This is a genomic window from Halopseudomonas aestusnigri (assembly GCF_002197985.1).
Taxonomy (GTDB): Bacteria; Pseudomonadota; Gammaproteobacteria; order Pseudomonadales; family Pseudomonadaceae; genus Halopseudomonas; species Halopseudomonas aestusnigri.
Map to the genome: position 1 here is coordinate 536,755 of NZ_NBYK01000001.1, position 26,455 is coordinate 563,209.

The 26,455-nt window shown below is 60.6% G+C and carries 28 protein-coding genes and 1 tRNA gene; 17 read left to right on the forward strand and 12 right to left on the reverse strand.

The genetic code is table 11. The annotated features are described in order from the left end of the window. Positions 1-109: 109 nt before the first annotated feature. Positions 110-1,561 (reverse strand): pyruvate kinase, encoded by a 1,452-nt coding sequence (gene pyk / locus B7O88_RS02625; RefSeq protein ID WP_088273628.1) that lies wholly within the window; start codon positions 1,559-1,561, stop codon positions 110-112. Positions 1,562-1,659: 98 nt separating this feature from the next. Between pyk and edd the strand changes: the two genes are divergently transcribed. The 3 genes from edd to B7O88_RS02640 are packed head-to-tail and all read left to right on the forward strand — an operon-like array spanning position 1,660 to position 4,845. After that, complete coding sequence (edd, locus tag B7O88_RS02630) at positions 1,660-3,474, forward strand: phosphogluconate dehydratase (RefSeq protein ID WP_088273629.1); 1,815 nt, start codon at positions 1,660-1,662, stop codon at positions 3,472-3,474. After that, positions 3,474-4,211, forward strand: coding sequence for a 6-phosphogluconolactonase (pgl, locus tag B7O88_RS02635; protein WP_088273630.1), 738 nt, complete (start codon positions 3,474-3,476; stop codon positions 4,209-4,211). The genes edd and pgl overlap by 1 nt, the downstream gene beginning before the upstream one ends. Next, the gene (locus B7O88_RS02640; RefSeq protein ID WP_088273928.1) at positions 4,195-4,845 is read left to right on the forward strand and encodes a bifunctional 4-hydroxy-2-oxoglutarate aldolase/2-dehydro-3-deoxy-phosphogluconate aldolase; all 651 of its coding nucleotides are present in this window, start codon (positions 4,195-4,197) and stop codon (positions 4,843-4,845) included. The genes pgl and B7O88_RS02640 overlap by 17 nt, the downstream gene beginning before the upstream one ends. A 21-nt stretch (positions 4,846-4,866) precedes the next feature. Here the strand turns inward: B7O88_RS02640 and B7O88_RS02645 are convergent, their stop codons facing one another. After that, positions 4,867-5,799 carry a universal stress protein gene (locus tag B7O88_RS02645; RefSeq protein ID WP_088273631.1) on the reverse strand — a complete coding sequence of 311 codons (933 nt, stop codon included), beginning with the start codon at positions 5,797-5,799 and terminating at the stop codon, positions 4,867-4,869. Between the two features lie 144 nt (positions 5,800-5,943). Here B7O88_RS02645 and B7O88_RS02650 point away from each other — a divergent pair, with 144 nt between their 5' ends. The 4 genes from B7O88_RS02650 to sbcB all read left to right on the forward strand — a co-directional run bounded on the left by B7O88_RS02650 (position 5,944) and on the right by sbcB (position 8,711). Next, positions 5,944-6,315 (forward strand): tetratricopeptide repeat protein, encoded by a 372-nt coding sequence (locus B7O88_RS02650; protein ID WP_088273632.1) that lies wholly within the window; start codon positions 5,944-5,946, stop codon positions 6,313-6,315. A 79-nt stretch (positions 6,316-6,394) separates the two neighbouring features. Next, entirely contained in the window at positions 6,395-6,829 is a 435-nt protein-coding gene (locus tag B7O88_RS02655) for a DUF4124 domain-containing protein (protein ID WP_088273633.1), read from the forward strand. A 1-nt stretch (position 6,830) separates the two neighbouring features. After that, positions 6,831-7,226 carry a PilZ domain-containing protein gene (locus B7O88_RS02660; RefSeq protein ID WP_088273634.1) on the forward strand — a complete coding sequence of 132 codons (396 nt, stop codon included), beginning with the start codon at positions 6,831-6,833 and terminating at the stop codon, positions 7,224-7,226. A 48-nt stretch (positions 7,227-7,274) separates the two neighbouring features. Beyond that, positions 7,275-8,711: an exodeoxyribonuclease I gene (gene sbcB / locus B7O88_RS02665; protein WP_088273635.1), complete on the forward strand. Its 1,437-nt coding sequence runs from the start codon at positions 7,275-7,277 to the stop codon at positions 8,709-8,711. 54 nt (positions 8,712-8,765) lie between these two features. On the opposite strand, the gene mvaT is transcribed toward sbcB, so the two are convergent. Further along, positions 8,766-9,140 carry a histone-like nucleoid-structuring protein MvaT gene (gene mvaT, locus B7O88_RS02670; RefSeq protein ID WP_088273636.1) on the reverse strand — a complete coding sequence of 125 codons (375 nt, stop codon included), beginning with the start codon at positions 9,138-9,140 and terminating at the stop codon, positions 8,766-8,768. A 335-nt stretch (positions 9,141-9,475) separates the two neighbouring features. Between mvaT and purU the strand changes: the two genes are divergently transcribed. From purU to B7O88_RS02685, 4 genes are all read left to right on the forward strand, one after another. Further along, on the forward strand, positions 9,476-10,327 hold the full coding sequence (gene purU, locus B7O88_RS02675) for a formyltetrahydrofolate deformylase (RefSeq protein WP_088273637.1): 852 nt from the start codon (positions 9,476-9,478) through the stop codon (positions 10,325-10,327). Between the two features lie 106 nt (positions 10,328-10,433). Further along, positions 10,434-10,847, forward strand: a complete 414-nt coding sequence (locus tag B7O88_RS02680) for a CBS domain-containing protein (protein ID WP_088273638.1) — start codon at positions 10,434-10,436, stop codon at positions 10,845-10,847. Beyond that, on the forward strand, positions 10,844-11,002 hold the full coding sequence (locus B7O88_RS17910) for a hypothetical protein (RefSeq protein ID WP_160003127.1): 159 nt from the start codon (positions 10,844-10,846) through the stop codon (positions 11,000-11,002). Before B7O88_RS02680 ends, B7O88_RS17910 begins: the two co-directional genes overlap by 4 nt. A 148-nt stretch (positions 11,003-11,150) precedes the next feature. Then, positions 11,151-12,398 carry an HD-GYP domain-containing protein gene (locus tag B7O88_RS02685; RefSeq protein ID WP_088273639.1) on the forward strand — a complete coding sequence of 416 codons (1,248 nt, stop codon included), beginning with the start codon at positions 11,151-11,153 and terminating at the stop codon, positions 12,396-12,398. A gap of 57 nt (positions 12,399-12,455) precedes the next feature. On the opposite strand, the gene ahpF is transcribed toward B7O88_RS02685, so the two are convergent. Together ahpF and ahpC are read right to left on the reverse strand one after the other, a co-directional pair. Further along, positions 12,456-14,039: an alkyl hydroperoxide reductase subunit F gene (gene ahpF / locus B7O88_RS02690; protein WP_088273640.1), complete on the reverse strand. Its 1,584-nt coding sequence runs from the start codon at positions 14,037-14,039 to the stop codon at positions 12,456-12,458. Positions 14,040-14,141: 102 nt separating this feature from the next. After that, positions 14,142-14,705: an alkyl hydroperoxide reductase subunit C gene (ahpC, locus tag B7O88_RS02695; protein ID WP_088273641.1), complete on the reverse strand. Its 564-nt coding sequence runs from the start codon at positions 14,703-14,705 to the stop codon at positions 14,142-14,144. Between the two features lie 272 nt (positions 14,706-14,977). Between ahpC and moaC the strand changes: the two genes are divergently transcribed. The 6 genes from moaC (at position 14,978) to B7O88_RS02725 (ending at position 20,748) form a co-directional block, all read left to right on the forward strand. After that, positions 14,978-15,457: a cyclic pyranopterin monophosphate synthase MoaC gene (moaC, locus tag B7O88_RS02700; protein ID WP_088273642.1), complete on the forward strand. Its 480-nt coding sequence runs from the start codon at positions 14,978-14,980 to the stop codon at positions 15,455-15,457. Continuing rightward, a complete protein-coding gene (locus tag B7O88_RS02705; protein ID WP_088273643.1) occupies positions 15,454-15,702 on the forward strand; it encodes a MoaD/ThiS family protein in 249 nt (82 codons plus the stop codon). The genes moaC and B7O88_RS02705 overlap by 4 nt, the downstream gene beginning before the upstream one ends. 1 nt (position 15,703) lies before the next feature. Beyond that, the gene (gene moaE, locus B7O88_RS02710; protein WP_088273929.1) at positions 15,704-16,159 is read left to right on the forward strand and encodes a molybdopterin synthase catalytic subunit MoaE; all 456 of its coding nucleotides are present in this window, start codon (positions 15,704-15,706) and stop codon (positions 16,157-16,159) included. Between the two features lie 12 nt (positions 16,160-16,171). Further along, positions 16,172-17,167 (forward strand): GTP 3',8-cyclase MoaA, encoded by a 996-nt coding sequence (moaA, locus tag B7O88_RS02715; protein ID WP_088273644.1) that lies wholly within the window; start codon positions 16,172-16,174, stop codon positions 17,165-17,167. Positions 17,168-17,261: 94 nt separating this feature from the next. Beyond that, positions 17,262-18,644, forward strand: a complete 1,383-nt coding sequence (gene hemN, locus B7O88_RS02720) for an oxygen-independent coproporphyrinogen III oxidase (protein ID WP_088273645.1) — start codon at positions 17,262-17,264, stop codon at positions 18,642-18,644. 232 nt (positions 18,645-18,876) lie between these two features. Then, positions 18,877-20,748, forward strand: coding sequence for a methyl-accepting chemotaxis protein (locus B7O88_RS02725; RefSeq protein ID WP_088273646.1), 1,872 nt, complete (start codon positions 18,877-18,879; stop codon positions 20,746-20,748). On the opposite strand, the gene B7O88_RS18040 is transcribed toward B7O88_RS02725, so the two are convergent. From B7O88_RS18040 to B7O88_RS02755, 7 genes are all read right to left on the reverse strand, one after another. Next, positions 20,745-21,002, reverse strand: a complete 258-nt coding sequence (locus B7O88_RS18040; RefSeq protein WP_200818394.1) for a (2Fe-2S)-binding protein — start codon at positions 21,000-21,002, stop codon at positions 20,745-20,747. The genes B7O88_RS02725 and B7O88_RS18040 overlap by 4 nt on opposite strands. Further along, the gene (locus B7O88_RS18045) at positions 20,984-21,208 is read right to left on the reverse strand and encodes a 2Fe-2S iron-sulfur cluster-binding protein (RefSeq protein WP_200818395.1); all 225 of its coding nucleotides are present in this window, start codon (positions 21,206-21,208) and stop codon (positions 20,984-20,986) included. The genes B7O88_RS18040 and B7O88_RS18045 overlap by 19 nt, the downstream gene beginning before the upstream one ends. Continuing rightward, the gene (locus B7O88_RS02735) at positions 21,205-23,463 is read right to left on the reverse strand and encodes a xanthine dehydrogenase family protein molybdopterin-binding subunit (protein WP_088273647.1); all 2,259 of its coding nucleotides are present in this window, start codon (positions 23,461-23,463) and stop codon (positions 21,205-21,207) included. The genes B7O88_RS18045 and B7O88_RS02735 overlap by 4 nt, the downstream gene beginning before the upstream one ends. Further along, positions 23,460-24,287, reverse strand: coding sequence for an FAD binding domain-containing protein (locus tag B7O88_RS02740; protein WP_160003128.1), 828 nt, complete (start codon positions 24,285-24,287; stop codon positions 23,460-23,462). Before B7O88_RS02740 ends, B7O88_RS02735 begins: the two co-directional genes overlap by 4 nt. A 347-nt stretch (positions 24,288-24,634) precedes the next feature. Next, entirely contained in the window at positions 24,635-25,099 is a 465-nt protein-coding gene (gene bfr, locus B7O88_RS02745; protein WP_088273649.1) for a bacterioferritin, read from the reverse strand. A gap of 212 nt (positions 25,100-25,311) precedes the next feature. Further along, positions 25,312-25,385: transfer RNA gene (locus B7O88_RS02750), tRNA-Gly, on the reverse strand. 43 nt (positions 25,386-25,428) lie between these two features. Further along, on the reverse strand, positions 25,429-26,427 hold the full coding sequence (locus tag B7O88_RS02755) for an LLM class flavin-dependent oxidoreductase (RefSeq protein ID WP_088273650.1): 999 nt from the start codon (positions 26,425-26,427) through the stop codon (positions 25,429-25,431). Positions 26,428-26,455 lie beyond the last annotated feature (28 nt).

Genomic DNA, 26,455 nt, shown 5'->3' on the forward strand with positions numbered 1-26,455 from the left:
TAAAGGCGAAAGACTGACACAACAACAGCACAGTATGCAGCGATGAGCCGCAAGGGAAAGCTCGTCCCGTCAGTTCGGGCAGACCCTCTTTGTGGCTGCGCTCCGGTTGTCAGACCAGCCGCTCACCGACATGCAGCAGCTTCATCGAGTTGGTACCGCCGCGGGAGTTGTAGACATCGCCCTTGGTCAGGATTACCCAGTCGCCCGGTTTTACGTGGCCGGCCTCCAGCAGGCGGGTCACCGCGGTCTGATTGATATCGCTAGGCGCCATTTCAGCCGGGTTGAAGCGGATCGCCTGGACCCCGCGCATCAACGATACCCTGCCCAGTGTCTGGCTGTTTGGTGACAGCGCGAAGATCGGCAGGTGAGAGCGGATACGCGACATGATCAGCGGGGTGTAGCCGCTTTCGGTCAGGGTGATGATCGCCGTGACGCCGGGGAAGTGGTTACCCGCGTACATGGCGGCCAGTGCGATGGTTTCATCGCAGCGCTCGAACTCCTGGTACAGACGATGGCCGGAGCGCTTGCTGACCGGCTGTTTCTCAGCACCGCGGCATACGCGATCCATGGCCTCAACGGCTTCAACCGGGTAGCTGCCGGCGGCGGTTTCGGCTGACAGCATTACCGCGTCGGTGTAATCCAGCGCGGCGTTGGCAACATCCGACACCTCGGCACGGGTCGGCAGTGGGCTGGAAATCATCGACTCCATCATCTGGGTCGCGGTGATCACCGTTTTGTTCTGTTTGCGGGCACGGCTGATGATGTGCTTCTGGATGCCGACCAGCTCGGCATCGCCAATCTCGACGCCCAGATCGCCCCGGGCAACCATGACGGCGTCGCTGGCCTGGATCAGCCCGTCGAGCGCAACATCGTCGGCAACCGCTTCGGCGCGCTCGATCTTGGCCACCAGCCAGGCGTCTGACTCGGCGTCGCGCAGCAGTTTGCGGGCCAGATCCATGTCGGCGGCGTCGCGCGGAAAGGAGACGGCTACATATTCCATCTGCAGCTCGGCGGCGAGGTTGATGTCGGCGCGGTCCTTGTCGGTCAGGGCCGGGGCAGACAGACCGCCACCACGGCGGTTGATGCCCTTGTTGTTCGACAGCGGACCGCCGGTGGTTACCTTGCAGCGTACCTCGTCGCGACCGACGCTTTCGACCAGCAGTACTACGCGACCATCGTCCAGCAGCAACTCGTCGCCAGCGCGGCAATCCTTGACCAGATCCGGGTAATCCAGGCCGACGATATCCTGAGTTCCACCGTCGAGAGGGTGGTTGGTCGACAGCCGAAAATGATCGCCCACCTCCAGTTTGATCGGGCCGTCGGCGAATCGCCCGATGCGGATCTTCGGACCCTGCAGGTCACCCAGCAGGGCGACGTGCTTGCCTTGCTGTTCGGCGATTTCGCGCACCAGTCTTGCACGCTCTCGGTGTTCATCAGCACTGCCATGGGAGAAGTTCAGGCGGGCGACGTTCATTCCGGCCTTGATCAGCTCGGCAATCTTTTCCGGGCTGTTGCTTGCCGGTCCGAGCGTGGCGACGATTTTGGTGCGACGCAGCGTCATGCAGGGGTCCTTGTACGGGAGGGTTGGGGGAGGCCCTACAATAGACCATAATGTCGGCTGGCGGGTAGGTTTGTGACCATCGGGTCGGGAGAGGTGGAATGCACCCAGTGCTGGGCAAGGTAACCGAACGATTGCGCGAACGCAGTGCCCGTTCCAGAGCGGCTTATCTGTCGTTGATAAACGCTGCGCCAGCTCCGCGGCAGGGCCTTTCCTGTGGCAATCTGGCGCATGGCATGGCTGCCTGCAGCGCTCAGGACAAGCAGCGGCTGGCGCTGCCGGACGAGGTCAATGTTGGCATCGTCACGGCCTATAACGACATGCTCTCGGCGCACCAGCCATACGAGCGTTATCCCGCGTTGCTGCGCCAGTATCTGCGCCGTCTGGGCGCCACCGGGCAGGTCGCCGGCGGTGTGCCGGCAATGTGTGACGGGGTGACCCAGGGCGAGCCGGGCATGGAGCTGTCATTGGCCAGTCGTGATGTGATTGCCATGTCGACCGCCATTGCCCTGTCCCACAACATGTTCAATGCCACACTGTGCCTCGGTATTTGCGACAAGATCGTGCCCGGCCTGTTGATGGGCGCACTGCGTTTTGGCCACTTGCCGACGGTGTTCGTTCCCTCCGGTCCCATGCCCAGCGGACTGCCGAACAGCGAGAAGGCCCGGGTTCGCCAGCTCTATGCCGAGGGCAAGGTTGACCGGCAGGCCTTGCTTGCGGCCGAGAGCGCTTCCTACCACAGCCCGGGCACCTGCACCTTCTACGGCACTGCAAATACCAATCAGATGCTGCTGGAGTCGATGGGGCTGCAGTTGCCGGGGGCTTCTTTCGTCGCGCCGGACAGTGCGCTGCGTGACGCGCTGACCCGCGAGGCTGCTGCTGCCGCGGTGCGGCTGGCGCGGGATGGTCGGGTACGGCTGGCCGATGTGCTTGATGAGCGGGCCTTGATCAATGCCGTGGTGATGTTGCTGGCAACGGGGGGCTCGACCAACCTGACGCTGCATCTGGTTGCCATCGGTCAGGCAGCGGGGCTGCAGCTTGACTGGGATGACATGGCCGAGCTGTCCCGGGTAGTGCCGACGCTGGCGCATATCTATCCGAGTGGCAAGGCCGATATCAACCAGTTTCAGGCTGCCGGCGGTACCGCCTTTGTGTTTCGCCAGCTGCTGGACGCCGGGCTGCTGCATGCGGATGTGCAGACGGTCGCGGGTCCGGGCCTTGAGCGTTATGCCCTTGAGCCGGTGCTCGATGACGGCGAGCTGAGCTGGCGCGATGGCATCGGCGCAAGTCTTGATGATCAGGTACTGCGCGGTACGGAGCAGCCCTTTGCGCCCGATGGCGGCCTGAGGGTGATCGCCGGCGCGCTTGGCCGTGGCGTGGTCAAGGTCTCGGCGGTGGCAGCCGAACACCGTCGGGTCACGGCCGCCTGCCGGGTGTTTGACAGTCAGACGGAGTTTGTTCGTGCCTTCGAGGCCGGTGAACTGGTCGGTGATGTGGTTGTTGTTGTGCGCTTTCAGGGCCCGGCCGCCAACGGCATGCCGGAGCTGCACCGTCTTATGCCGTATCTGGGCGTCTTGCAGGATCGCGGGCAGCGGGTCGCGCTGGTAACCGACGGACGACTGTCCGGTGCCTCCGGCAAGGTGCCGGCGGCAATTCACCTGTGCCCCGAAGCGTTGCATGGTGGGCCGATCGCGCGCCTGCGCGAGGGCGACGTGCTGTGCCTGGATGCCGATGCCGGTACGCTGGAGCTGATTGAGCCTGCTGCCGATTGGCAGGCTCGACCGGCGGCAACTGCGCCGGATGGTGTCCGTCGTGGCTGGGGCCGTGAGCTGTTTGCCTTTATGCGGGCCGAAGCGAGTCCGGCGGATCAGGGGGCCAGCGTGTTTACCGCCAGTCTGCGCGAGGCGGATCGGTAATGAACGCCATTGAAAGCCGGCTCGAGCAGCGCGGCGTAACGCTGAAGCGCTTCGACACGCCCCTGCAGCAGGCCGAACAACTGGCGGCTGCGGTTGTCGAGCGGTTGAACATGGCAATTGCCGAGCGCGGTCAGGCCTCGCTGGCGCTGTCCGGTGGGCGCAGCCCGGTGCGCTTTCTCGACGCGCTGGCGCGTCAGGCGATTGACTGGTCGCGTGTTCGGCTGACGCTGGTTGATGAACGCTGGGTGCCCGAGAGCGATGCGCAAAGTAATGCAGCGCTGCTGCGTTCACGGTTGGCTGCGGTTTTTCCTCGACTGCAGTGGTTGCCGCTGTATCGTGGCGTGACGCCGGCAGCGGATGCTGCCCAAGTGGATGCGCAGCTCGCCGACTGGCTGCCACTGGATCTGGTGGTTCTGGGAATGGGCGTTGACGGCCATACGGCCTCGCTGTTCCCGCATGCCGAGGGGGTGGCTGAGTGGTTGAACGGCAACTGCGACGCTGGTTGCGTAGCAAGCCGGGCTGCCGATGGTACGCCGAGGTTGACCCTCACCGGGCGTGCGTTACACTCCGCGCGATTTCGATTGCTGGCGATCAGTGGCGATGCCAAGTTGCGGACGCTGTGCACGGCTGTTGAAGCCGATCAGCCAGCGCGCTGGCCAATCAGTGCCTTTGTGCAGGCACCCATGGATATTTACTACTGCCCGGAAGATGGTCAGCCCGATGACGCACCTGTCTGAAAAAACGCAAATGCTGGACTCCTTGTTCAGTCACTCACCTGTGCTGCCGCTGCTGAATATCGAGCGGCTGGAGGATGTGTTGCCGCTGGCCGACGCCCTGGCGGAAGGGGGGATTACCACGCTGGAAATTACCCTGCGTACCGCCTTGGGTATTGACGCCATTGCGCTGCTGCGTTCGCAGCGTCCTGCCTTGATGGTCGGCGCGGGGACGGTGCTGGCGGCGAAGCAGTTTGAGGCAGTGCTGGCGGCCGGCGCGCAGTTCGTGGTGACGCCCGGCTGTACTGACGAGCTGCTGCAATGCGGGCTTGAAGCAGCAGTCCCGCTGTTGCCGGGCATTGCCACCGCATCCGAGTTGATGAGTGCCTATCGGCTCGGCTATCGTCGCTTCAAGCTTTTTCCTGCCCAGATTCTCGGCGGGGTTGGCTTGCTGAGGGCATTTGCCGGGCCGTTCAGGGATGTTCGCTTCTGTCCGACGGGGGGCGTCTCGCAGGCCAATCTGGCCGAGTATCTGGCACTGCCAAATGTGATGGCAGTTGGTGGCAGCTGGGTTGCGCCAGCCGAGCTGATCGCGCAGCAGCGCTGGGGCGAGATTACCGCTCTCGCCCGCGCTGCGGGGCAGGTCGGCAGCGCCTGAGGCGGCTGCCGAGGCTCGGGTTCAGGGCTTGCTTGGATCGACGAAGCCGTCCGGCTTGATTACCAGTACGTCGCACGACACCGAGTCCAGCAAGCGTTCTGCGGTGTGACCGATGAGGGCGCTGTCCAGTCGTGAGCGCGACACCGCACCCATGATCAGCAGATCGACCTTTTCCTTCTCCAGAAAGTCGGGCAGGGCTTCTTCCGGGTCGCCTTCAAGCAGGTGGGATTGCGCGTTCTCGGAGGCCGAACGGGCAAGCAGTTGGCTGAACGCCGTAGCGTGGTGCTGCTTCACGTCCCGGGCGTAGCCTTCATAATCAGCAATGACGCTGGCGTCGAACACCATGGTCCGCGGCAGAGGTGTATAGCAGTGCACCAGATCCAGCGTCGCGTCCATGGTCTTGCCGAGACTGGTCGCAATGGCGATGAGCTTGTGGTCCAACGCCGCCGGCTTGTCGGCGCTGTGCAGCGGATCAACGCTGGCGCACAGGCGACTGATCGGCTTGTCGCCGTGCTTGACCAGCCATAGCGGAACCTCGCAGTGGCGGATCAGTTGCCAGTCGGCCGTGGTCAGCAGCAGGCGCTTGAGCACGTTGTGATGGCGTGTCGCCTTGAGCACGAGATCGGGTTTGCAAGTGCTTACTTCGCGCAGGATATGGCGATCCGAACGCTTACCCCAAACGGCAGTCACTGCCACCTCGGTGCCTTTGGCGCGCAGCGGTGCGGCCAGTTTTTCGAGATATTCATGGTGGTGCTGGAGCAGTGACGCTCGGGCCTTTTCCAGCCCCGCGGTATCAAACAGCATCCCTCCATCCAGGGCCGGGATGTAGTCGCAGAGCATCAGCGTTAGACGGGCAGCGGGAAAGCGTGCAAGCAGCGAAGCCGCGCGATCCAGCGCAGGTTGTTGCTGTTCGCGGGTAGGGTCGATCACCACCAGAAGGTGTTTGATATCCATGCGGCTGACTCCTGTTGTCGGTGTGACACGGTATTGAACCAGCCTAATGCAAATCGTGTGGTTTTACACTGATATGCATCAAACCCTGATGGACTGAAGAATCGGCGTGACGTGCCGATACAGAGCCATTGTCCGGAGGTTGATATGAACAAGTGCTGGTGGCTTTCCGCTGTTATCGTGCTGCTTGCCGGCTGTGGCATGAGCGGCTACAAGAAACATCTGGACCGGGCCTACGACGCCTATGCGGCCGGTAACTGCGATCGGGTCGTCGCCGAGTTGTCCAGGACCGAGCGTCTGATTCGTTCGCGTCCGCACCTGCAGCCGGAGGTTTCGCTCCTGCGCGGGCAGTGTCTGGAGCGCCAGGGTTTTTACCTGGATGCCATTCAGATATACCGGTTTATGCTCGACACCTATCCGGCCAGCGAATACAGCTATCGCGCCGCTGCGCGTCTGGAGACGCTGCGTCAGCTGGGGCATTACGACCCGGCGCGCCCTGTGCCGCCGCTAGCCGATTGAGCAGGCCGGCCGCCGATTCGCTTGGCGTGGTGCCGGCGGTCCGCTATCCTGCCTTGATCGGACCGCGCAGGGAATCGCGATGAGTCACCGCAAACTACGACCACTGCTGGCTGCGCTTATGCTGTGCAGCTTCGATACTCAGGCACAGATCTACCGCTGGGTGGACGCTGACGGGCAGGTGCATTTTGATCAGCAGCCCAGGGCTGGTGCCGAGGTGGTAGAGATACGTCCGCAGGTGGTCGAGCGCGAAAGGCATGTGCGCGACAGTGAGGCCGCAATGGAGCGGCTTACGGATATCAGGGCTGAGGAGCGGCAACAGCAGCGCAACCTGCTGGCGCAGCAACAACGTCAGCGCCAGGCGCGTTGTGCAGACATGCGCGACCGGCTGTCCAGATTCGAGCAGCGAGTCTACTGGTACGAAGAGGACGCCGACGGCAAGCGTGTTGAAGTGTCCAATGCCCGCGTGGCCGAGGCTAAAGCATCGCTGCGGCAACAGATTGCGGAGCAATGCTGACATGCATGTCATTCCGGATTCCAGTCAGGACCCCTCCATCGAGCAGCGCCGCATCCCGCGGCATCAGTTGAGCGCTTATCTGTGTGTCTACAACAGCCGAACCGGGCGACCTATCGGCTATATTGGCAATATCTCGCGTGACGGGATCATGCTGATCTGCGCGTTGCCGGTGATGCTCGATCAGCAATATGAACTGGAGCTGAAACTCCCTGATCTGGATGATCCGCTGGGTGCTCAGCGTCTGGTATTCCATGCGCGCAGTCACTGGTGTCGTGCCGATGTAACTCCGGGACATTTCGACTGCGGTTTCAGTGTGGTTACCCATCAAGAGGCCTTCGCCGGTTTGGCGCTGGCTCTGCAGCGCTATTTCCGCTTTGATCAATTGGCGGATGCCTGATACCCGTCGTTACGGTAATCTGCCCCCTTTGACCGTGAAGAGGGGCGCATGAGCAAGAGCTTTTTCTGGTACGACTTTGAATCGACCGGGATCGATCCCCGATACGATCGGCCGGTTCAGGTTGCCGGTGTGCGTACCAATGAAGCACTGGAGGAAATCGGCGAGCCGCTGTGTATTGACGCACGCCTGACGCCTGATGTCCTGCCGCACCCGCAGGCATGCCTGGTGACGGGCATCTCTGCGCAACGGCTGGAGCATGGCCTGAACGAAGCCGAGTTCATGCGTCAGCTGCACGAGCAGATGATCCAGCCAGGGACCTGCTCGGTAGGGTACAACAGCCTGCGATTCGACGACGAGATGACCCGGTTTTCGTTGTATCGCAACTTCTTCGACCCTTATGCGCGTGAATGGCAGGGTGGCAACAGTCGCTGGGACCTGCTGGATGGCCTTCGCGCTGCGCATGCGTTGCGCCCGCAGGGGATTGAGTGGCCGCAGGTTGACGGATTTACCAGTCTGCGACTTGAATTGCTGACCGCTGCCAATGGCATTGATCATGGACAGGCGCACGATGCGCTGGCGGATGTACGGGCAACCATCGCCATGGCCCGTCTGTTCAGGCAGGCGCAGCCGAAGCTCTACGAATATTTGCTTGGCTTGCGTGACAAGCGGCGCGCAGCGGAGTTTATCGATTTGCAGCGGGTGCGTCCGCTGGTGCACGTGTCCGGCCGGTTCGGACGCGAGCGGCAGGGGCTTGCTCTTGTCCTGCCATTGGGATGGCATCCGGTCAATCGCAATGCGGTAATTGTCTACGACCTGGCAGTTGATCCGGCGGTGTTGATGGATCAGTCGCCGGAGCAGGTGCGTCAAAGCCTGTATACCCGGTCCGAGGATCTGGGCGAGGACCAGGCACGGCCAGGTCTCAAGTTGGTCCATTTGAACAAGTGTCCGGTGCTGGCAGACACCAAGGTGCTGCAGCCAGCGGATATCGAGCGGCTTCAGCTGGATATGCCGTTGCTGCTGGCGCGCGCCCAGCAGTTGGCGGACTGGCGCGACGCAGGGCAGGCGGCACTCGCCGAGATTTATGCCGAGCAGGGCAGGCAGGACGATGTTGAACAGGAAGCCGAGGTTCAGTTGTACGATGGGTTTCTGTCTGACGCTGACCGCCGTCTGCTCCCGGCGATTCGTGAAGCCGATGGTTCAGTGCTCGGCAGCATGCGCTGGCCGCTGCGCGATCAGCGGCTGGTCGATATGCTGTTCCGCTATCGGGCGCGTAATTTTCCCGACAGCCTGTCCGCATCCGAACAGCAACACTGGTTCGCGTATTGCCGAGCGAGGCTGAGTGGCGAGCAGGCGAGGGTTCTATCGTTGGGCGAGTTCCTGGCCGGTATCGACAGCTTGCTGCCGGAGCTCTCTGTGGAACAGCAGCAACTATTGTTGAGCTGGCGCGACTACGGGGCCCGCTTGGCTGTGCAGCTTGATATGTAATTACCAGGCGTAAAAAAACCGATGCGAGCATCGGTTTTTTTACGCGGGAGCAACTTAGCCCAGGATAGTTACCCAGGACTCAACGGTGTCGCCGCCGTATTGTTCTTTCCAAGCCTTCAGGGTCTTGTGGTTGCCACCTTTGGTTTCAATCACTTCGCCGGTATGCGGGTTTTTGTATTGCTTGACCTTGCGGGTGCGCTTGCCACCAGTGCTTGCTGCCTTGCCTTTGGCTGCACCCAGCTTATTGTCCGGGTCGAGGATGGCAGTGATGTCTTTCAGCGATTTGTTGTACTGGCCCATCAGGCTCCGCAGTTTTTCCTCGAACTCGATTTCCTTTTTCAGCTTGTCATCGTTGGACAGTGAATTGAGGCGTTCTTTGAGTTCGCGAATCTGTTCTTCAATATGACGGTATTCTTGCAGCATTGACATGGATAGTGTCCTTGCAGGGAGTTGATGTAATCAGGATGTTTGAATAATAGGTTAATGACAAAAAACCTACAACAAGTTATCCGGGCCAACTAACGAATTAATCACATAGTTGTGAGTTACCTATAAACAAGGCTTCTCAGTCGGTCCCGGAATCGATGCCGGCGGCGGTTTGTCGGCAGATCGAATGATGAGTGACGCCTTAAGGACATAATCCTTCGCACTCTTCATCTGTTTGTGGCTGCATGCGCTCTGCGCAGCGGGTAAAATGCCGCGGCCCGGTCTTCATCGCTGGCGTGTTGCCGTTGCGGGCGGTTGGCTAATACACAGGAGAGAAAATGCGTACTTTCAGGCTGGTAATCGCGTGCCCCGATCGTGTCGGGATTGTTGCCAAGGTCAGTAATGTTCTGGCGACCTATAACGGCTGGATTACCGAGGCGAATCACCACTCCGATAATCTTTCTGGCTGGTTCTTCATGCGCCATGAAATTCGTGCTGATTCCCTGCCGTTTGATCTTGAAGGTTTACGCACTGCCTTTGCACCCATCGGTGAAGAGTTTCAGATGGACTGGCGGGTCAGTGATTCTGCAGTGCGCAAGAAAGTGGTTTTGATGGCAAGTCGCGAGTCCCATTGTCTGGCCGACTTGTTGCACCGCTGGCACAGTGGCGAGCTGGATTGTGATATTACCAGCGTGATTTCCAATCACGATGACTTGCGTAGTATGGTTGAGTGGCATGGTATTCCATTCCACCATGTGCCGGTCGACCCTAAAGATAAGGAGCCGGCTTTTGCCGAAGTTACTCGTCTGGTGGAAGAACAGCAGGCCGAATGTATCGTGCTGGCGCGCTACATGCAGATTCTGCCGCCGCAACTGTGCGAGCGTTATGCGCACAAGATTATCAATATTCATCACAGCTTTCTGCCGTCGTTCGTTGGCGCTCGTCCTTATCACCAGGCCGCCCAGCGCGGGGTCAAGTTGATCGGAGCGACCTGCCATTACGTGACCGAAGAGCTGGATGCGGGCCCGATTATCGAGCAGGACGTGGTTCGCATCACTCACCGAAATAACGCCGAAGATATGGTTCGCCTGGGCAAGGACGTCGAGAAAATGGTGCTGTCGCGGGGGTTGCGCTACCACCTTGAGGACCGAGTGCTGGTGCATGACAACAAGACGGTTGTATTCAGCTAGTCCTCCCCCGACGCGGATTTGGGCCACAACCTTTGATTGGCGTCACTGTATGCATTGTTCTGCGGCCTGCTAAGCTGGTAACGGAGAAACCCGAGCAGGAGGCTGTATGCTGAAATCCGTAAAAGTGCGCGATTATATGACCACGGATCTGGTTACCTTTACGCCAGACATGGACTTGTTTCGCGCGATCGACAAGCTGTTGATGCATCGTATTTCCGGGGCGCCGGTGCTGGATGAGAACGGCTATCTGATCGGGTTGCTGTCGGAAGGGGATTGCCTGAAAGGCATTCTGGCCGGCAGCTATTTTGAGGAGGCGGGAGGGTCGGTTGCCTCGGTGATGACCACAGTGGTCGAGACCATTGATGCCGATGCGGATATCGTAAAGGCAGCCGAGCACTTTATTTCCCAGCGACGCAGACGTTTGCCGGTTGTCGACGAGGGGCAACTGGTCGGTCAGATTAGCCGGCGTGACATTCTCAGGGCCATGCAGACCTATAATCAGCATGGTGCGCCAAAGTGATTGAGGATGACGATGAGGGGTTCGATCCCCTGGAGGCGGGTTCGGCAGTGCTGCCGCCAACGCTGGGCGAGGGATGTCTGACCCGCTTCGACCCCGATCGGCTGAACGAGAATATGGGAACGGATTTTGGCGCTGCCTGCGAGCTGGATGCCTGACAACCGTCAACCCGTGTTTGTTTTGCCGCGCATAGGTGCAACTGGCATAATGCCGGCGCTGGTCGTGGGGCCCTGGCGGAGCTCCCGACTTTCGTGTTTGTTCAGCAGGGAACGCGAGAGTCCTGACGCCTGGAGACTACAGTTGTCGATGCTGAAAAAGATTCCTACCCAATCCCTGCGTGTTGGCATGTATGTCGACAAATTCTGCGGTTCCTGGCTGCAGCATCCGTTTTGGAGCAAGAAGCTTCTGATTGAGGATGTACGCACGCTCAACACTATTTTGCAAAGCTCGATTGCGGAAGTGATTATTGACGTCAGCAAAGGTCTGGATGTCGAAGTGGCTGCACAGCCTGATATGCCGACGTCTGCCGATGCTCCCTCCGAAGTGGAGATCGCCGTGGCCGAGGTTGAGGCTGCAAGTGCGTCAGGTTCAGCGCCGAGCGAGAGGGTAGTCAGGGCTTCTATGGCCGATGAAGTGCGGCGTGCCCAGCAGATATTTCGCAACGGCAAACAGGCAATTCAGGACCTGTTCAAGGACGTACGTCTGGGCAACGCCATCACGACTGACGGGTTGCACGATCTGGTCAGCGAGATGAGTCTGTCGCTCAGCCGAAACCCCCATGCATTGATCAGCGTTGCCCGCATCAAGTCCAAGGATGAGTACACCTATCTGCACTCCGTTGCCGTAGCTGCTCTGATGGTGGGTATGGCTCGGTTGTTGAAAATGCCGGAAGACCAGGTGATGGAAGCGGGTATGGCGGGCTTGCTGCATGACATGGGTAAGGCCGTCATGCCTGAAGCGGTGTTGAACAAACCGGGCAAATTGACCGATGAGGAATTTGCCATCATGCGTTCTCACCCGGCCGAAGGGCACAAATTGCTGCTCGACTGGGACGGGGTACCGGATGCGGTGCTGGATGTATGTCTGCATCACCATGAGAAAGTGGATGGTACCGGCTATCCCGAGCGGCTGGCCGGGGAAAATATTTCGCTGCTGGCGCGCATGGGTGCGATCTGCGACGTCTATGACGCCATTACCTCAAATCGCCCTTACAAGGCGGGCTGGGATCCGGCCGAGTCGCTGAGTCGGATGGCCAGTTGGAAAGGCCATTTTGACCCGGTGCTGTTCAAGCTGTTTGTTCGTATGTTGGGCATTTATCCGGTCGGCTCCCTTGTGCGGCTTGAGTCCGAGCGTCTGGGAGTGGTTGTAGAGCAGGGTACCAGTTCCCTGCTCACGCCCAAGGTCAGCGTGTTCTATTCGGTGCGCTTGAAGCAGGGATTACCGGTTACCCTGATTGATCTGGCCGACGCCCATGAAACGGATCGAATCATCGGACGAGAGAGCCCGGAAGACTGGCCATTCAAGCAGCTGGACCGCTTGTGGTTGCCTGACTGAGCGAATTGCGCGCACAAAAAACCGCCCATTGGGGCGGTTTTTTGTGCGGCTCAGACATCAGGCCAGTTCAGCTTCTTCCTTCCTCGCAGTCGCCGGGTCCGGGGTGCGGATCAGGTGGTCGAAGGCAGCCAGGGCCGCGGTGGAACCGGCACCCATGGCAATGATGATCTGCTTGAACGGCACGGTTGTGACGTCGCCGGCAGCAAATACGCCTTCCAGGTTGGTCGAGCCGCGGCTGTCGATCTCGATCTCGCCGAAGCGGGTCAGGTTCAGATCGCCACCCTTGAGCCATTCGGTGTTCGGTACCAGGCCGATCTGGACGAAGATACCGGCAACGTCGACCTGCTTGAGCTCATCTGTGGTGCGATCCTTATAGGTCAGACCGACAACCTTGCTGCCATCGCCACGCACTTCGGTGGTCTGGGCGTTCTTGATGATCTCGATGTTCGACATTGAACGCGCCTTGCGCTGCAATACTTCATCGGCGCGCAGGGTGTCGGCGAACTCCAGCACGGTTACATGCTCCACGATGCCGGCCAGGTCAATCGCCGCTTCGATCCCCGAGTTGCCGCCGCCGATGACGGCAACACGCTTGCCCTTGAACAGCGGACCGTCGCAGTGCGGGCAGTACGCCACGCCCTTGCCGCGGTATTCCTGTTCGCCCGGTACGTTCATCTCCCTCCAGCGCGCGCCGGTGGCAAGAATGACCGTGCGGCTGCGCAGGGTGGCTCCGCTCTCCAGGCCGATCTCTACGTAGTCACCGGTGTCCAGGCTGGCAGCTTTCTGCTCGGTGATGACATCCACCTCGTACTCCTTGACGTGTTGCTCGAGGCTGGCAACCAGCTTGGGGCCTTCGGTGTAGGGCACGGAGATAAAGTTTTCGATGCCGACGGTGTCCATCACCTGGCCACCGAAGCGCTCGGCGACGATACCGGTACGAATGCCTTTGCGGGCCGCGTAAATGGCAGCTGAGGCGCCAGCCGGGCCGCCACCGACGATCAGTACATCGTACGGCGCTTTCTCGTTCAGCTCTGCAGCCTTGCGTTTGGCCGCACCGGTGTCGATCTTGTTGACGATCTCCGCCAGCGTCATGCGGCCCTGACCGAAGGGCTCGCCGTTCAGGTAAACCGACGGCACGGCCATGATCTGGCGCTGCTCGACTTCGTCCTGGAACAGAGCACCGTCAATCATCACGTGGGTGATGTTGGGGTTCAGAACGGCCATCAGGTTCAGCGCCTGGACCACGTCCGGGCAGTTCTGGCATGACAGCGAGATGTAGGTCTCGAAGTGAAACTCGCCTTCCAGGTTGCGGATCTGCTCCAGCAGGGCAGGGTCGGCCTTGGACGGGTGACCGCCGGACTGCAGCAGTGCCAGTACCAGTGAGGTGAACTCGTGGCCCATCGGGATGCCGGCGAAGCGGATGCGCGGTGTTTCACCGGCGGCGCCTACCGCCATGCTCGGGGTGCGCTTGTCATCGGCCGAGACCAGGCCGATTTTACCGGACATCTCCGCGATTTCGACCGCGAGTTCATGTAATTCTTTGCCCTTGGGGCTTTCATCTACGGACACGCTGATTTCGATCGGGTTAACGATGTGCTGCAGGTACGTGTCCAGTTGTTTCTTCAGGTTGGCGTCCAACATATGCGTGTCCTTTGAAAATGGGGTCAAATTTCGGGCATAAAAAACCCGGCCCGCCGACTGCGAGCCTGTGGCTGCGCAGCGGGCCGGGTCATCAGGCCGATCTTAGATCTTGCCTACCAGGTCGAGAGAAGGAGCCAGAGTGGCTTCGCCTTCTTTCCACTTGGCCGGGCAAACTTCGCCCGGGTGAGCTGCAACGTACTGGGCAGCCTTGATTTTGCGAACCATGTCTTCAGCGTTGCGGCCAATGCCTTCGGCAGTGATTTCAACAGCCTGGATCACGCCCTGCGGGTCGATGATGAAGGTGCCACGGTTGGCCAGGCCCTGATCTTCGCGCAGGATTTCGAAGTTGCGGCTGATCTGCATGGTCGGGTCGCCGATCATGGCGTACTGGATCTTGCCGATGGTTTCAGAGCTGTCGTGCCACGCTTTGTGGGTGAAGTGGGTGTCAGTGGACACGGCGTACACTTCAACGCCCATTTTCTGCAGTTCGGCATAGTGATCAGCAACGTCGCCCAGCTCGGTCGGGCAAACGAAGGTGAAGTCAGCCGGGTAGAAGAAGAAGACGGCCCACTTGCCTTTGACGTCGGCTTCAGTCAGATCGAAGAACTCGCCATTCTTGAATGCAGAGGCTTTGAACGGTTTGATTTCGGTGTTGATAACAGACATGTAGAACTCCTTCTTGAGTCGTTTTCGTCGATGGTTGAGAAGACAGGAGCTATGGTATGCGCCTGTGTTAAATACTTAAAATAAATTTCAACTAAACCGTGAATAGCTTTTCGCTATATAGGTGCGCTGTTAACAATTTCAAGCGATCAGCGTTCACGGCCTGAATTGTGCGTCGGGATGTGTGACCGTTGCAGGTGCAGTTGGTTCTTCGGGCTGTCAGCGGCAGAGGATTGCAGTAAAGTAGCCAGCGAATACGCAACCGGACCTACTTTATGCTTACTCACCTGGACGCACAAGGCCGCGCCAGTATGGTCGATGTCACCGACAAGGCCGTTACCCACCGCGAGGCGGTCGCCGAGTCGTTGGTACGCATGCGCCCGCAGACGCTGGAATTGATTCAGAGTGGTGGTCATCCTAAAGGTGACGTCATGGCCGTTGCCCGCATTGCCGGCATTCAGGCGGCCAAGCGTACGTCCGACCTCATCCCCCTGTGCCATCCACTGATGCTCACCAGCGTCAAGGTAGAACTCGGCATCGAAGCGCCTGACGCGGTGCGCATTCAGGCGCGCTGCAAGCTGGCCGGTCAGACTGGTGTCGAGATGGAGGCGCTGACAGCGGTCAGTGTCGCTGCTCTCACCCTGTACGACATGTGCAAGGCAGTCGACAAGGGTATGGTGATCGAGAGTACTCGGCTGCTGAGCAAGAGCGGTGGAAAGAGCGGGGAGTTTCAGGCGGAGGCGGGTAGCGCGTGATAGAGCTGCAGTTTTTTGCCCGTTACCGGGATGTGCTCGGCAGCAGCGGGGAGCAACTGATGTGGACCCCGGAGCTGAGCACCCTTGAAGACCTTCGGCAGCTCCTGCTGGCGCGTGGTGAGGCTTGGCAGGTACTGGCCGAGCCACGCCTGATGTGTGCGCGTAATCAGGAGTTGTGTACCCTTGACGAGCCACTGGCTGACGGTGATGAGATTGCCTTCTTTCCGCCAGTGACGGGTGGTTGATGTGTTGATTGAGGTGCAGCAGGCCCACTTTGATCCGGGCGAGCGGCTCAATCGTCTGCATGCGGACCATCTGGGCGTGGGCGCCGTGGTCGGCTTTGTGGGGTATGTGCGCGACTATAACGAGGGTGATCCGGTGTCCGGCATGTGGCTTGAGCACTATCCGGGCATGACGGAAAAGGCGCTGACCGGTATCGTCGAGCAGGCGCAGGCCCGCTGGCCACTGCTGGACGTGCAGGTATTGCACCGCGTTGGCCAGCTGGAGCCTGGAGAGCCGATTGTGTTTGTTGGTGTTGCCTGCGCCCACCGCCAGGCAGCCTTTGAGGCTAACGCCTTTATCATGGATTACCTCAAGACCCGCGCGCCGTTCTGGAAGCGCGAAGCAACGCCGGATGGCGAGCGCTGGGTTGATGCACGCGATAGCGACGAAGTTGCGCTTTCGCGCTGGAAAACAGATTAGTCGGAGCCTTGCATGACACAGTTGATGTTGCAGGACGGTCTGGGGAGAAAGATAGAATATCTCCGTATTTCGGTGACAGATCGCTGCGATTTCCGCTGTGTTTACTGCATGGCCGAAGATATGACCTTTCTTCCCCGCCAGCAGATTCTCAGTCTTGAAGAGATTGAGCGTTTGGCGCGGTTGTTTGTCGCCCAGGGCGTTCGCAAGATCCGGCTGACCGGAGGCGAGCCGCTGGTGAGGCGTGGCGTGGTTGACCTTTGTGCCCGCATCAGCGCCCTGCCGGGGCTGCGCGAACTGGTGATGACCACCAATGGCTCGCAGTTGACCAAGCTGGCCCGGCCGCTGGCCGAGGCCGGCGTTAAGCGGCTCAATATAAGCCTCGACAGCCTCAATCACGAACGCTTCAGGAGTATTACCCGCACGGGTGACCTGCAGCAGGTGCTCGATGGTATCGAGGCTGCGCGTGACGCCGGTTTTGAGCGGGTCAAGCTCAACACGGTGGTGCTCAAGGGCCGCAACCACGATGAGGTGCAGGCGCTGGCGGCCTACGCGCTGGAGCGGGGCTTGGACATCACCTTTATCGAAGAGATGCCGCTCGGCGAGGTGGGGCGTGAGCGGGGCGAAGCCTACTGCTCAAGCGACGAAGTGCGCAGTCTGCTGGCGGAACGCTACCGCTTGATCGACAGTGCTGAAAACTCTGGCGGGCCGGCGCGCTACCTGCGAATCGATGGCTACCCGGATAGTCGCATCGGATTCATTTCACCGCATTCGCACAATTTTTGTGACACCTGTAATCGGGTACGTCTGACCACCGAAGGGCGCCTGCTGCTTTGTCTTGGACACGAGAATTCTCTGGATATGCGCGCCCTGGTCAGGCGTCATCCGGAGCATGACGAGCCGGTCAGCGAGGCTCTGGAACGTGCCCTGCAACACAAGCCGGCGCGGCATGAATTCAGCGTGGGTGGTGAGGTTCAGGTGTTGCGTTTCATGAACGCGACCGGCGGCTAGGATGCGGCCACGGGTCTATTGACGCTGGTCAAAACCTGGTTTGCCTGGCCGGCGTAGGCTTTGTTCCATGCCAGAGCAAAGCCGGAGTTTCCCCATGCTGCCCACTATTCGTTGGGATGCCGATCTGATTCGACGCTACGACCATGCCGGTCCGCGTTATACCTCCTATCCCACCGCCGTGCAGTTTCACGACGGTGTCAAACCGGCAGACTTTCTGCACGCCATCGACGCCTCCCGTGAGGCCGGTCGGCAACTGTCGCTTTACGTACATGTGCCGTTTTGCGCCAACATTTGCTACTACTGCGCCTGCAACAAGGTGATTACCAAAGACCGCAGCCGGTCGCGCGAGTACCTCGCCAGCCTGCAGCGCGAGATGGAGCTGATCAGCGCTCATCTGGGCCCGGATCAGGTCGTTGAGCAGCTGCATTTTGGCGGTGGGACGCCCACCTTTCTCAGCCATCAGGAACTGCGCGAGTTGATGGCCGGGTTGCGCAGTCGGTTCAGCCTGCGTGACGACGATATCGGTGACTACAGTATCGAGATCGACCCCCGTGAGGCCGACTGGGCAACGATGGGGCTGCTGCGCGAGCTGGGCTTCAATCGTGTGAGCTTTGGCGTCCAGGATCTGGACCCGGAGGTTCAGCGCGCGGTCAACCGTCTGCAGACGCTGGAGCAGACCCAGGCCGTGATGGACGCCGCGCGCACGCTGGCGTATCGCTCGATCAACATCGACCTCATCTACGGTTTGCCCAAGCAGACGCCGGAGAGCTTCGCCCGCACCGTTGAGGCGATCATCGCACTCAAGCCTGACCGGCTGTCGGTGTTCAACTACGCGCATCTGCCGGAACGCTTCATGCCCCAGCGCCGGATCAACAGTGCCGATCTGCCTAGCCCCGCGCAAAAGCTGGAAATGTTCGAGAACAGCGTGCGTCAGCTGCTGGCAGCGGGGTATCGCTACATTGGTATGGATCACTTTGCCCTGCCGGACGACAGCCTCAGCATCGCCCAGGAGAACGGCGAGCTGCAGCGCAACTTTCAGGGTTACACCACGCACGGGCATTGCGATCTGATTGGTCTGGGCGTCTCCTCAATCAGTCAGGTCGGTGATTTGTACTGTCAGAACAGTAGCGACCTCAAGGTCTATCAGGAGCGTTTGCAGGCGGATGAGCTGGCGACCCAGCGTGGTCTCGTCTGCCACTCCGACGACATCATTCGGCGGGCGGTTATCAGCCAGCTGATCTGCCATTTCCAGCTGCAGTTCAGCGATATTGAGGCGCGCTTCGGGATCGACTTTCCCGAGTACTTTGCCTCCTGCCTGCCGATGCTTGAGCAGATGGCCCGTGATGGGCTGATCATCCTCACACCCGGCGGGATTCGGGTTATGGCCGCCGGCCGGCTGCTGGTGCGCTCGATTTGCATGCTGTTCGACGCCTATCAGAGTGACACCAGCCAACAGCGCTTCTCGCGCATTATCTAGCTCAACACACGGCGCCCTGCGACGTCAGCAGGGCGAGCGTTTTCGACAGCGTCACCGGCTGTGCTGTCGAGGCGCTCTGGCTGGCGTGTATCGGCGATGAGATGGCAGTCTGCTTGCAGCAAAATGGCATTTCGTCATCTAACCTTGAAAAGACGGTCTGTATCGCCGGAAATCAAGTTTCCGTCTGGCGGGACGACATACAGTTTCAGACCCCCTTTTCGAGGCAAAACCGATGCCTACCAGACTCAGCTTCAATCAGAAGATCCTGCTGGCCGCGTCCCTGGTCGTGATTGCGGCCTTTTCGGCCTTCTCTGTCTATAACGATTACCTGCAACGCAAGACTCTGCAGGCCAATCTGCAGACGTATCTGACCGACGCCGGGACGCTGACGGCGGACAATATCAGCAACTGGTTGTCCGGTCGTATTCTGTTGCTGGAGAATCTGGCACAGAATATCCAGAGTGAGAGTCCGGACCGGCTGGTGCCGTTGCTCGAGCAGCGCACGCTGGCTGAAACCTTCGATTTCAGCTACCTCGGTGCCGCCGATGGCGCCTTTACCATGCGGCCTGATTCCGAGATGCCGGCGGACTACGACCCGCGCTCGCGGCCCTGGTTCAAGGGTGCGCGTGAGGCCGGCAGGACCATCCTGACCAGCCCTTACGTCGATGCGGCTACCGGCGCACTGATCATGACTATTGCCACACCGGCAGGGGCGGGCGTGGTTGGCGGCGACCTTAACCTTCAGACCATTTCCCGGATTATTAACGCCCTGGATTTCAATGGCATGGGGTATGCGTTCATGGTCAGCAGTGATGGAACCATTCTGGTGCATCCCAATGCCGACCTGCAGATGAAGACCCTGAGTGAGATCTACCCGCGGAACACACCGCGCATCGAGCGCAGCCTCAGTGAGGCCGAGCTGGATGGTCAACCGCGCTTACTGACGTTTTTGCCGGTCGCCGGATTACCCGGTGCCGACTGGTACGTCGGCCTGTCGATTGACCGTGACAAGGCTTTCGCCAGCCTTGCCCAGTTTCGCTATTCAGCGCTGCTTGCGGTTATCGTATCGGTGGTGATTATTGTGCTGCTTCTTGGCGTACTGATGCGCTACCTCCTGCGTCCGCTGGTATCGCTGGGAGCGGCGCTGGAGAATATCGCCGAGGGCGAGGGTGATCTGACCCGTCGCCTGCCTGTCACCAGCCAGGACGAGTTTGGTCGGTTGGCCAACGCCTTTAACCAATTCGTGCAGCGTATCCACGAGTCAATCAGCCAGGTGGCCAGTACCAGCGGTACGCTGCACGACGTTGCGCGGCAGGTGGTTGATGCCTCCAATGCCAACATGGCCAGCTCTGACGAGCAGTCCAGCCGGACCAACAGCGTGGCGGCAGCTATCAATGAGCTGGGTGCGGCGGCGCAGGAAATAGCCCGCAATGCGGCGGATGCATCCGCGCAGGCCAGTCAGGCGCGCCAGGGAGCGGAGCAGGGATCGGCAGTAGTCAGCCAGTCGATTGCTGCAATGCAGGAGCTGTCGGCCAAGATCAGTGAATCGAGCAGAACGATTCAGTCACTCAGCCACAAGACCGAGGACATAGGTCGCATTCTGGAGGTGATTCAAAGTATCTCCGAGCAGACCAACCTGCTGGCGCTGAATGCGGCCATCGAGGCGGCCCGTGCCGGTGAGGCAGGGCGCGGGTTTGCGGTGGTTGCCGATGAGGTGCGCAACCTCGCACACCGTACCCAAAGCTCTGCCCGGGAAATTCACGACATGATCGAGAATCTGCGCACCGACGCCAGTGCAGCGGTCAGCATCATGACCGACAGTCAGCAGTACAGTCAGCACAGCGTCGAGGTGGCGGGGCAAGCCGGCACCCGGCTCAGCGAGATCACCCACGGTATTGGCGATATCGACAACATGAACCAGTCAGTTGCTGCCGCAACAGAGGAACAGACCTCGGTAATCGAAAGCCTTAACGTCGACATCACCGAGATCAACACCCTCAACCAGGAGGGAGTTGATAACCTGCAGGCGACCCTGCGTGCCTGTGCTTCACTCGAGGATCAGGTCACCCGGTTGAGGCAATTGGTGGGCAGTTTCCGTATCTAGGTTGCCAGCTCGGCAATCGCCTGCCGCAGCCCGTTGTAACCGGTGCAGCGGCAGAGATTGCCGTGCAGGGCCTGTTCGAGCTCAGCGACATCCGCAGCGGGGTTGTGGCGAAGAGCGGCGGTCAAGCTGCTGACAATGCCGGGGGTGCAGTAACCGCACTGCAGCGCGCCGGCATTGACCAGTGCTGTGCTGATGCGCTCGCACAGCGGGTCCTCGCGCAGCCCTTCAATGGTGTCTACCGTGCGTCCCTGCACCTGACAGGCAAGCAGCAGGCAGGCATGGAGTCTCCGTCAATCACTACGCTGCAGGCACCGCAGCGACCTATGCTGCAACCTTCCTTCGGTCCGATCAGCCCCAGATCCAGGCGCAGGATGTCGAGCAGGCGACGGGCGGCCGGTACTTCGAGCGTCTGCTCCTGGCCATTGACGGTGAAGTGCAGGGTAAAGAATACGTCGTTCACGGATGTGGCTCCTGCATGGCTGCAAGCAGTGTGGTCGGTTCTACTGGCAGGCGCTCCGGGCGTACGCCGATGGCGTTCTCGATGGCGGCGGTGATGGCCGGGCTGATTGCCTCGATGCCCAGTTCGCCGATACCGCGCACCGGGTAGCTTTCTCCCCCGAGAATGCCTTCTATGACGTCGACCTGTTGCTCGGGCGCGTCGGCCAGTGTCGGGATGAGATAGGCGTCGAGGTTGTCCAGCTGGTACTGACCGTCCTGCATGGGTACGTCCTCAAGCAGCGTCATGCCCATGCCCATGATGGCGGCTCCTTCGATCTGGCCGCGGTAGCTGGGTGGGTGGATAACCTTGCCGCCGGCGGTGATGTGGTGCAGTCGCTCGATACGAATCCGCCCCGTCAGTCGGTCGACAGCCACGTGCGCAACGGTGGCGATGAGCAGTTGCAGATAGCGTCCGCGCGGGGTCGCGTCCGGGCCGGTCGGAAAGTCGAAATGCACATTCAGCGTGACAGGCGTGCCTGCGCCAGCCAGTTGCGGGTAGCTGATGACGAGCTCACCTGACTGATCCCGCAGTCCGCCGGGGCCGGGTTGCAGCCCTGGTGTTGCCAGTGGCGCCAGACTGGTCAGCAATGCGCGCCATTGCGGCTGCAGTCGGCGCAGGGCCTCCACCGCGATGATGCTGCTGCGTGAGGCGCTGGTCGGGCCGGAGTCGGGGCCGCTGGAGTCGCCCAGACGGATATCCAGGTCCTCCGGTGCGCAGTTCAGGTAGTCGCAGGCCAGATTCCGGATTGCTGCAATTACGCCCTGACCATACTCGATGAAGCCGAATGCCAGTTCAATGCGTCCATCGCCAGTCAGGGTCAGGCGCGCGCCGCCGGCGTCGGGTAACCCGTTACCCAGGCCATTGCCCTGTGCACCCATTGCCATGCCGACGCCGGTCACCCAGCGGCGGTCGTCGGTGCTGCTGGCACTGGCCCAAAGGGGGGATTGCAGCGCCGCATCAAGCAGCAGTCGGGGGTCGCAGGGCTGCTGCTGGGTCTGGCCCTCGACGCCGGGGTCCTGCGGTGTACGCAGGTTGCGTCGGCGCAGTTCGGCCGGGTGTAAACCGGCGGCGTGGGCCAGCCTGTCCAGCTGGCTTTCTACCGCAAAGGTCGCCTGGTTGCCGCCGAAGCCGCGGAAGGCGCCGGCAACACCATTGTTGGTATGCACCAGTTGACCGCTCACGCGGATATTGGGGATACGGTACAGCGGCGCCGCGGCGTGATCGGTCAGGTTGGTGAGGACAGCAGGACCCAGGGTGGCGTAGGCGCCGGTGTCGAGTATCGCGTGCAACTGATGGGCGAGGATGCGACCTTGCGCGTCACAGCCGGTGCGGGCGAAGAACTCTACTGGATGACGCTTGATGCCGGCGATGGTCGATTCGCGGCGATCGAAGTGAATGCGTATCGGGCGTCCGGTGCGCAGTGCGAGCAGTCCGGCGGCCGGCTGCATGGTCAGCTCGTCCTTGCCGCCGAAACCGCCACCGGTCGCCAGGCCGATTACGCGCACCTTATCCGGCGGCAGGCCGAGAATGCTGGCCAGTTGTTCGCGGTCTCGGTGGGCGCTCTGGCAGCCCACGCGGAAGGTCAGCCCACCGTTCTCATCGGGCACCACCACGCCACCCTCGGTCTCCATGAAGACATGCATCTGCCGCGGGGTGCGGTAGCGACCTTCCACCACGAATGCACAGGCGGAGAAGGCTGCTTCGACGTCGCCGTGTTCGATCAGCGAGCTGTCCAGCAGATTCCCATTGGGGTGCAGCGCCGGCGCGCCATCGGCCAGTGCCGCGCTCGGGTCATTGACCACAGGTAGCTCGGCGTAGCGCACCTCGATGAGGCTGAGCGCGTGTGCAGCGATCTCGGGCGTATCCGCGGCGACCGCCGCCAGCGCATCGCCGAGGTAGCGCACGTGATCAACGCAGAATACCGGCTGGTCGCGGAACACGATGCCGTAGTTGTTGGCTGCGGGAATATCGGCTGCGGTCACCACCGCGTGAACGCCGGGCAGCGTACGCGCGCGCTCGACGTCGATGCCAAGCAGGCGGGCGTGTGGCAAAGCGCTGCGTAAAATGCGGCCATGCAGCAGGCCGGGCCAGTTAAGTTCGTCGGTGGGGTAGCGTAGTTCGCCGCGCACCTTCTCGGTGGCGTCAGGGCGCGGCTGCCAGCGCTCGGCGAAGGTGTCGGCGGTAAGAGGGCGTGGCGTGAATGCGGTTGTGTTCATGCGTGGCTCCCGTGCCATTGTGCCCGGACAAGGTTGGCCGCTATCTGCAGCAACGGTTGCTCGGCCAATTCGGGAAGGTCTGCGGCCAGCAGGGGTAGCAGCGTGCGGGCCGTCAGCGGCCGGTCGGCGGTTGCAGCAAGGGCCTGCTCGCAGGCTTGCAGGCGACGGGGTCGCAAGCCTGCGCCGCCGGCAGCCAAACGCAGATCCGCTTGTGGCTGCCATTGCCAGCTGCTGGCAATATTCAGCAGGGGCGGGTTGAATGCGCTGCGGCTAGCCAGCTTTTCCATGTGCAGATGTTGCTGCGGTTGCGGCAGTGGCAGGCGAACCCGGGTTATCAGGGCATGCGCTGGCGGGGCGGTCAGCCAATCGGCCAGCAGTGTTTGTTGATCCGCGCCGTTTTCGTCCAGCCAGTCAAGTCGGGCGTCGAGTACCAGCAGAGTAGGCAGCAGGTCGCCGGCAAAGCCGATATTGCCCGCGAGGGTGGCGATATGCCGAATGCCGGGTGCGCCGACACCGAGCAGCGCCGTTTCAAGCACGGGCAGCTCTGCACACAGATCCGGATTGCGCGTCAGCTCCGATAGACGGCTCAAGGCACCAAGGGACCAATGGTCTGCGGCCCGATGGCAGCCGTGCAGTGTGTTTATTGCATTCAGGCTGACCACATGCTTTGGCCATCTGCCTGTTTTGTTCCAGCCGAGTTGCAGCGCGCTGGCTCCGGCCATATAGGGCGCGCTGTGGTATCTGGCGAGTGCACAGGCCTCTTTGGCGCTGGCAGGCAACAGTATCCGTGTCTGACGACGATCTGGGCAGGTGGCTGAGGTCACTAGAGTGCTCCAATTGGCTGGAGCTGCTGGCAATGCAGAAAAGGTGCCATCGCGGCAGCATGCATTGGCTGTTGCCGATAATTCCTGTCTGAGTGGTCAGTTTTGGTGGCGTGAATGCGCGAGGGCGTTGAATCTGAGGTTTGCGCTGGGCTACGCAGGTGCAAAAGGGTTCTGGCATCACCAGGCTGGTGCACTAACGAATATTAGTTCGAATTCCGAAAATGCTGACCTTGTGGTCTGGAAATAACAGGCAGCGCCGGGGAAGCAGATGCAGTGCGGTGCTGGGGGGCGAATGGCCGCATGACGCCTGCCAGCGTCAGCTGGCAGGGCTGTGGCGGGGCGTCAGATTACATTTGCGATTGCAGGTAGTTCTGTTCACCAACCATCTTGATCAGGCGCAGTTGCTGCTCCAGCCAGTAGGCGTGATCCTCTTCGGTATCTGCCAACTGGACCTCAAGTATTTCCCGCGTCTGGTAGTCGCCGACACGCTCGCACAGGGCAATGGCGTTGGCCAGGTTCTCGCGTACCTCATATTCCAGCTTGAGGTCGGACTCGAGCATTTCCTGCACGGTGCTGCCGGGGGTGATGGGCGAGGGCCGCATGTCCGGCTTGCCTTCAAGAAACAGCAGGCGCTTGAGGATAGCGTCGGCGTGCTGGGTTTCCTCTTCCATCTCATGGTTGATGCGCTCGTACAGCTTGGCATAGCCCATGTCTTCATACAGTCGCGAATGCAGGAAATACTGATCCCGTGCGCCAAGCTCGCCTCGCAACAGATCGATAAGACAGCTGACGACGTCCGGATGGCCTTTCATGGCTGGTACTCCACTGACATTAACGTTTGACTGGACATTGTGCCCAAGCGGATCGCTCTTGTCATCCGTTTGTGCAGAAAAAACCAATCATTACAAGGGGTTATTGGCATGTTGGTCGTAGAGAAAAGCATAAGCAGAGGCATTTGCGCACGCGAATTTTTCTCGCCTGGCCGGCTTGTGACAATGGAAAGTAAAGCAGAAGGAAGCAAGACTGGAGCGGGTGAAGGGAATCGAACCCTCGTATGCAGCTTGGGAAGCTGCCGTTCTACCATTGAACTACACCCGCGCAGGCGTCTTTTTACCAGAGTCGCCTGCATCAGGGAAGGGGCTCAGCGTTGCTGGCTGGCCTGCATCAGCAGTTGGTAGCTATGCTTTCGTGCATTCTGGTCAAAAATCGGGCTGTTCACGATCAGTTCATTGGCGCCTGTTCGCTCCAGCAAATCGGACAGCTGGCCGGTCACGCTCTGCAGGTCTCCAATGAGACTGCCAGCGAGCGTCGACATCACCTGATGGCGTTCATGCGGTTGCCAGAGTGATTCCATATCCCGGGTCGGCGGTGGCAGCTGTCCCGGTGTACCGCGGATCAGGTTGAGAAACGCCTGCTGATGGGAACTGGCCAGATAGTGGGCTTGCTCACGATCATCGGCGACGTAGGCGTTGATGCCGAGCATGGCGTAGGGCTCGCTGTACTGGTCGCTCGGGCGGAAGCTTTCGCGGTACAGCCGCAGGGCGCTGAACAGGTAATCCGGAGAGAACTGTCCGGCAAAGGCGAAGGGCAGCCCCAGTCGTCCTGCCAACTGGGCACTGAAGGTGCTGGAGCCCAACAGCCAGATCGGAATGTTCAGGCCGCCGCCGGGCACGGCGCGTAAACGCTGGCCGGGCTCAATCGGGGCAAACAGGCGGCGCAACTCCTCAAGCATTTGCGGAAAGTCTTCGCCGTCGGTGCGGCCGCGGCGCAGTGCATTCGCGGTGGCCGGATCGGTGCCGGGGGCGCGGCCGAGGCCAAGGTCGATGCGACCGGGATACAGGGATTCCAGGGTGCCGAACTGCTCGGCGATCTGCAGTGGTGCGTGGTTCGGCAGCATGATGCCGCCGGAGCCGATACGAATGCGTTGAGTGCTGCCCGCCAGATACCCCATGACGACCGAAGTGGCCGCGCTGGCGATGCCGGTCATGTTGTGGTGCTCTGCGACCCAGTAGCGCTGGTAGCCAAGCGCTTCACAATGCCGTGCCATCGCCTGAGCGTTGTGTAACGCATCGGCGGCGGTGCCCTCTTCTGCGATGGAACACAGGTCCAGCACGGAGAGGGGGATGGTCGAGTTAGGCATTTTCGCTCCTGCACATCAGTTTGCAATC

Coding starts and splice junctions, on each gene's coding strand:
- purU (WP_088273637.1), top strand. CDS start 9,476: ATGCGTACTTTCAGGCTGGTAATCGCGTGCCCCGATCGTGTCGGGATT.
- B7O88_RS02685 (WP_088273639.1), top strand. CDS start 11,151: ATGCTGAAAAAGATTCCTACCCAATCCCTGCGTGTTGGCATGTATGTC.
- pgl (WP_088273630.1), top strand. CDS start 3,474: ATGAACGCCATTGAAAGCCGGCTCGAGCAGCGCGGCGTAACGCTGAAG.
- pyk (WP_088273628.1), bottom strand. CDS start 1,561: ATGACGCTGCGTCGCACCAAAATCGTCGCCACGCTCGGACCGGCAAGC.
- B7O88_RS02645 (WP_088273631.1), bottom strand. CDS start 5,799: ATGGATATCAAACACCTTCTGGTGGTGATCGACCCTACCCGCGAACAG.
- bfr (WP_088273649.1), bottom strand. CDS start 25,099: ATGAAAGGCCATCCGGACGTCGTCAGCTGTCTTATCGATCTGTTGCGA.
- ahpF (WP_088273640.1), bottom strand. CDS start 14,039: ATGTTGGACGCCAACCTGAAGAAACAACTGGACACGTACCTGCAGCAC.
- moaA (WP_088273644.1), top strand. CDS start 16,172: ATGACACAGTTGATGTTGCAGGACGGTCTGGGGAGAAAGATAGAATAT.
- mvaT (WP_088273636.1), bottom strand. CDS start 9,140: ATGTCAATGCTGCAAGAATACCGTCATATTGAAGAACAGATTCGCGAA.
- hemN (WP_088273645.1), top strand. CDS start 17,262: ATGCTGCCCACTATTCGTTGGGATGCCGATCTGATTCGACGCTACGAC.
- edd (WP_088273629.1), top strand. CDS start 1,660: ATGCACCCAGTGCTGGGCAAGGTAACCGAACGATTGCGCGAACGCAGT.
- B7O88_RS02735 (WP_088273647.1), bottom strand. CDS start 23,463: ATGAACACAACCGCATTCACGCCACGCCCTCTTACCGCCGACACCTTC.
- B7O88_RS02755 (WP_088273650.1), bottom strand. CDS start 26,427: ATGCCTAACTCGACCATCCCCCTCTCCGTGCTGGACCTGTGTTCCATC.
- moaC (WP_088273642.1), top strand. CDS start 14,978: ATGCTTACTCACCTGGACGCACAAGGCCGCGCCAGTATGGTCGATGTC.
- B7O88_RS02650 (WP_088273632.1), top strand. CDS start 5,944: ATGAACAAGTGCTGGTGGCTTTCCGCTGTTATCGTGCTGCTTGCCGGC.
- B7O88_RS02660 (WP_088273634.1), top strand. CDS start 6,831: ATGCATGTCATTCCGGATTCCAGTCAGGACCCCTCCATCGAGCAGCGC.
- B7O88_RS02640 (WP_088273928.1), top strand. CDS start 4,195: ATGACGCACCTGTCTGAAAAAACGCAAATGCTGGACTCCTTGTTCAGT.
- B7O88_RS02680 (WP_088273638.1), top strand. CDS start 10,434: ATGCTGAAATCCGTAAAAGTGCGCGATTATATGACCACGGATCTGGTT.
- B7O88_RS02725 (WP_088273646.1), top strand. CDS start 18,877: ATGCCTACCAGACTCAGCTTCAATCAGAAGATCCTGCTGGCCGCGTCC.
- B7O88_RS02655 (WP_088273633.1), top strand. CDS start 6,395: ATGAGTCACCGCAAACTACGACCACTGCTGGCTGCGCTTATGCTGTGC.
- ahpC (WP_088273641.1), bottom strand. CDS start 14,705: ATGTCTGTTATCAACACCGAAATCAAACCGTTCAAAGCCTCTGCATTC.
- sbcB (WP_088273635.1), top strand. CDS start 7,275: ATGAGCAAGAGCTTTTTCTGGTACGACTTTGAATCGACCGGGATCGAT.